4 protein-coding genes and 2 pseudogenes are annotated in these 4,459 nt (G+C 57.3%); 2 read left to right on the forward strand and 4 right to left on the reverse strand.

Features of this window, described 5'->3' with window-relative positions; all coding sequences use genetic code 11:
- Window positions 1-198: 198 nt before the first annotated feature.
- Window positions 199-1,413 (reverse strand): PLP-dependent aminotransferase family protein, encoded by a 1,215-nt coding sequence (locus ACEQWH_RS14040; protein WP_370231856.1) that lies wholly within the window; start codon window positions 1,411-1,413, stop codon window positions 199-201.
- Between the two features lie 155 nt (window positions 1,414-1,568).
- Between ACEQWH_RS14040 and ACEQWH_RS14045 the strand changes: the two are divergent.
- Together ACEQWH_RS14045 and ACEQWH_RS14050 are read left to right on the forward strand one after the other, a co-directional pair.
- A pseudogene (locus tag ACEQWH_RS14045) lies at window positions 1,569-1,778 on the forward strand (GntR family transcriptional regulator); the annotation flags it as partial.
- Window positions 1,779-1,880: 102 nt separating this feature from the next.
- Window positions 1,881-2,339: pseudogene (locus ACEQWH_RS14050) on the forward strand (FadR/GntR family transcriptional regulator); the annotation flags it as partial.
- A 36-nt stretch (window positions 2,340-2,375) separates the two neighbouring features.
- Here ACEQWH_RS14050 and ACEQWH_RS14055 read toward each other — a convergent pair.
- From ACEQWH_RS14055 to ACEQWH_RS14065, 3 genes are all read right to left on the reverse strand, one after another.
- Window positions 2,376-3,281: an MBL fold metallo-hydrolase gene (locus ACEQWH_RS14055; RefSeq protein WP_370231858.1), complete on the reverse strand. Its 906-nt coding sequence runs from the start codon at window positions 3,279-3,281 to the stop codon at window positions 2,376-2,378.
- A 195-nt stretch (window positions 3,282-3,476) separates the two neighbouring features.
- Window positions 3,477-4,034, reverse strand: a complete 558-nt coding sequence (locus ACEQWH_RS14060) for a F0F1 ATP synthase subunit B (protein WP_370231860.1) — start codon at window positions 4,032-4,034, stop codon at window positions 3,477-3,479.
- Window positions 4,035-4,039: 5 nt separating this feature from the next.
- Window positions 4,040-4,459 (reverse strand): F0F1 ATP synthase subunit B' (locus tag ACEQWH_RS14065; RefSeq protein WP_370231861.1); only part of this gene is annotated, 420 nt, incomplete at its 5' end.

Below are 4,459 nucleotides of genomic sequence, written 5' to 3' on the forward strand. Positions count from 1 at the left end.
AATTGGTGCGGATCGCCTGCACCACATGTCCGGACCGCCTAAGCGAGAAGCTGTTCTCACCGACAGAGACCCGCGTCACCTCGGCCGAAGAATACCCGATACCGGGGCTGTCACAGCCCGCCAACAAACATATGCCCAACAGAATCCATCGCATGGGCCTCAGCCTGTGCGAAAAACTTTAATAAAATGCGAACAGTTTTAGTCCATGCCAATAAGGTCTTTGATCGCGGCGGCCAGACGGGACACACCGGCTGCGATCACATCCTCTGGTGGCAAAGAGAAACTCAATCGGATCGTGTTGTTTCCCGATCCATCCGCAAAGAACGCGCCACCGGGAACAAAGGCCACCCGATGCGATTTGACAGCATGTTCCAACAACGTTTTGCCGTCCAAGCCTTTGGGCAACGTGATCCAGATAAACATGCCGCCCTCGGGACGCGTCCAGTTGACACCCTCAGGCATCTCTTGCGCCAGTGCCGCAAGCATGGCGTCGCGCCGCCCGGCATAGAGCGTGCGCAGCTTGGTGATATGCGTCTCAAACAGCGTCTCGGCGACGCGATGAACTGCCATCTGATTAAGCGTCGGGGTGTGCAAGTCACCGGCTTGTTTTATCAGGACCAGTTTCTGAATCACATCTTTGCGCGCGCACACCCAACCGATCCGCAGACCCGGCGACAGCGTCTTTGAGAAACTGCCGCAATAGATCGTGCGACAGGCCTCCAAGCTGCCTTTCTGCGCGCATTCAATGGCCTGAATTGGCGCGATAGCATCTCCGTCAAACCGAAGCGCCTGATAAGCGCCGTCTTCGATCAAGGCGCAATCCATCTGGTCACATTCGTCAATCAGCCGCTCGCGGCCCGCTTGGTCCACAGTTTCCCCTGTAGGATTAGAGAAATCCGCCGACAGATAGGCAAATTTCACGCGTCCGCCCGCGGCTTCGGCCCCCGCGGTATAGTCGTCAGCCCCCCGGTTTCCCGTCGGATTCAGCTGGTCATAACGCGGCTCATAGGCGTTAAACGCACCCAGCGCGCCCAGATACGTTGGCCAGGTGACCAGCGCCGTATCGTTTGGCGACAGATAGAGCTTGCCCAGATAGTCCAAGGCCTGCTGTGACCCTGACGTGATAAAGATATTGTCCGCATCCGCAGGAACGCCGATCTCTGTCATATGCTGCGCCAGCCATCGGCGCAGCGGCGCATAGCCTTCGCTTGAGGAATACTGCAAGGCTGCCGGGTTCTCGGTGATGACCTGCGACATCGCCGTCGCAAAGGCCTCTTTCGGGAACAGGTCCGGATCTGGAATGCCACCAGCAAAGGAGATGATGTCGGGCTGATCGAGGAGTTTCAACAGCTCTCGGATTTCAGACGCTTTCATGCGCGTGGCGCGACTTGCGAAATGCTCTTTCAAGGACATCGTGTTACTCACTATTAACCTACATTTTTACGTAAGCACACTTGACCCATTTACGTCAATAGGTCTGACCTTGCTTTGCATTTTGGGACTTTCCAAGCATCCCCACAGGTGGTCAAATCACTTGACCAGTTTCGACAGGTCCGTCAAAAAGCCTCATGCCCTTCCAGAAAGTCACCCCCGAAAAACTTTCGCACTCTGTGGTGCGCCAGATTGAACTGCTGATCTTGCGCGGCATTCTGCGTCCGGGCGAACGGTTACCAGCGGAACGCGAACTGGCGGACAAGCTTGGTGTGTCGCGCCCGTCGCTGCGAGAGGCGGTGTCTGAACTGCAAGAACGTGGCCTGCTCAGCGCCAAAGCGGGCGCGGGGATTTTCGTGGCCGACGTTCTGGGCAGCGCCTTTGCGCCAGCTTTGACGACGCTTTTCGCCAGCCATGACGAGGCGGTTTTTGACTATATCGCGTTTCGCCGTGACATGGAGGGTCTGGCCGCTGAACGCGCCGCGAGCTTTGCGTCAGACACCGATCTGAAGGTCATCAATGCAGTGTTTGAAAAGATGGAAGCGGCGCATCCCAAACGCAATCCTGCCGACGAAGCGAGGCTGGACGCAGACTTCCATCAGGCCATCATTGAGGCAAGCCACAACGTCATCATGCTGCATATGATGCGCTCGATGTATGATCTGTTGCGCGAAGGGGTGTTCTATAATCGAACTGTCATGTTCAAACAGCGCACCACCCGCGAAGTCCTGCTGGAACAGCACCGCGCGATAAACTCGGCCCTACAAGCCCGCGATGCCAGTGAAGCCCGCGCCGCCGTCGAAGCGCACCTCAGCTATGTTGAGCGTGCGCTTGGAGATCACGGCAAAGAGCAGAAAAACGAAGAGATTGCCAAACAGCGGTTTGAACACGAGCAAGGGCGCGAGTGAGGCAAAGTCCCAAGACCTGCCCCACCCTAGCTTGGTTTAAAGCGCAAGCTGATAGGTCGCCGGTTCGTACTCGAACCCGTCGCCCCGCGTGGACACATAGCCGATTGCCGGGAACGGCATGTGATATCCGGTGAACGGGATTTTGTCCGCGGCCAGCATGTCCAAGATCCGGCGCCGTTGTTTGGCCGCGCCTGACTTGTCCATATCAAAGCGCACTTCCCAATCAGGATAGCCCAGTGACCAGACATAGTGGTTGGCAAAGTCTGCGCCCAAAAGCATCGAGGCGCCCTCGCTTTCGATCATGTAAGCCATGTGGCCCGGTGTATGGCCGCTGGTGTCCATGGCGGTGATGCCGGACGCAACCGAGGCGCCGTCATCGATGAAGGTGAACTTTTCAGCCAGGGGCTGAACCTTGGTTTTGTAATTGTCGTTGTCGCGCCCCGCCCAAAAGTTGTTCTCGGTTGCGCCGGAGTAGTATGCCGCCCCTGCAAAGGTTTCGCCCGCGTCCCCGCTGAGTCCGCCAATGTGGTCGCCGTGCATGTGGGTGATGATGACCTTGTCGATCTGGTCTGCTGAATAGCCAGCCGCTTCGATCTGGGCGAGCGTCATTTGACCGTTGAGGCCTGTGTCAAACAGCACCAGCTCGGAGCCTGTATTGACCAGGACCGGCGTGAAATAGAACCGAGACGAGTCTGCAGGAATATTCGCGGCATCTGATGCGGCGGCGAACTCTTCGGGGCTGACATTCATGCCCAAGATGTTCTGGGGTGACTCGACAACGCGTGTGCCGGCAGACAGCGTCGTGATCTCAAAGCCACCAAGTTTGACCCGGTGAAAATTGCCAAAGCTGACGCCCAGCTTAGGCGCTGCGGACATAACTGGTGTGGCCAAGGCTGCGGTTGCGGCGCTACTGGCGATGAATTGTCGTCTGGATAAGGGCATGTTGAACTTCCTCCACTGATACCGTTCATATTACGTACAGAGGAGTAAGCTGGATCCAATTCAACTTTCTGGCATATGCAAGAAACCGCATAGCGCTGGGTCGATGGAATTTCCGGACACCGTTTAGGCATGAAAAAACCCGGCCGCTAGGAACCGGGTTTAATTCTAATCGTGGGGGCGAGGCCCCAATCGAAATCAGTGCAGCTTCGCGTCAACCTCGGCAATCGCCGCGTCGATCAGCTTGTTGCCGTCAGCCGCTGTCATGCCTTTGGCAATCACAGCATCCGCGGCCGCAACTGCGACGGTGATCGCTTGGTCACGAACCTCTTTGACAGCAGACGCTTCGGCAGATGCGATCTGCTCTTCTGCTGCGGCCAGACGGCGCGCGATAGAGGCCTGCAGGTCAACCTTCGCCTGTTCAGCCGCCGCAACCGCTTCGTCTTTGGCTTGTGCCACGATGCGATCCGCTTGTTCCTGAACTTCTTTCTGCTTGCGCTCGTAAGAGGCCAGAATGGTCTGGGCTTCTTCGCGCAGGGCACGGGCTTCGTCCAGCTCGGACTGAATACCCTCGGCGCGCTTGTCCAGCATACCACCCAGAAGGGACGGCACTTTGAAATAGAACAGCACGAGGATGAACAGGATGAACGCCATCGTAACGATGAAGTCCGTGTTCGTCAGTGAGAAGAACGGGCCAGAGGCTGCGAAAGCCGGGCTCGCTGCGGTCAGGGCGAAAAGAGTAGCCAGTTTACGCATGTCTCTTAGCCTTTCATCCGCTCAGCTACAGCTTTCTCAACGGCTTTGGCATCTGCCTTGCCGCCCAGTGCTGTAACGATTTCGTTCGCCGTATCGGTCGCAACCGCTTGGATGCTCTCAACCGCGCCAGCCCGGATTTCGGCAATTGCCTTCTCGGACTCAGCAGCTTTGGCCGAGATTTCTGCATCCGCTTTCGCGGTGGCCGCGTCCAGATCGGCTTGAATCTCTGCTTTGGTTTCCGCAACGATGCGAGAGGCTTCCGCCCGTGCATCCGCGAGTGCCTTGTTATAGGCCTCTTCTGCTTCTACCGCTTGCGCCTTCAGCTCTTCAGCTTTGGCGATGTCGTTGGTGATCGTCCCCTGACGCTCGGCCAGAACCGCAGCAATGCGCGGCAGCGCGATGCGCGACAGGACGAAATAGATCAC

It is taken from the genome of Cognatishimia sp. (assembly GCF_964229375.1).
Classification (GTDB): domain Bacteria; phylum Pseudomonadota; class Alphaproteobacteria; order Rhodobacterales; family Rhodobacteraceae; genus Cognatishimia.

What these genes read in the sequence shown, in the direction of transcription:
- ACEQWH_RS14040 (WP_370231856.1), bottom strand. Translation starts at nt 1,413, where the DNA reads ATGTCCTTGAAAGAGCATTTCGCAAGTCGCGCCACGCGCATGAAAGCG.
- ACEQWH_RS14060 (WP_370231860.1), bottom strand. Translation starts at nt 4,034, where the DNA reads ATGCGTAAACTGGCTACTCTTTTCGCCCTGACCGCAGCGAGCCCGGCT.
- ACEQWH_RS14055 (WP_370231858.1), bottom strand. Translation starts at nt 3,281, where the DNA reads ATGCCCTTATCCAGACGACAATTCATCGCCAGTAGCGCCGCAACCGCA.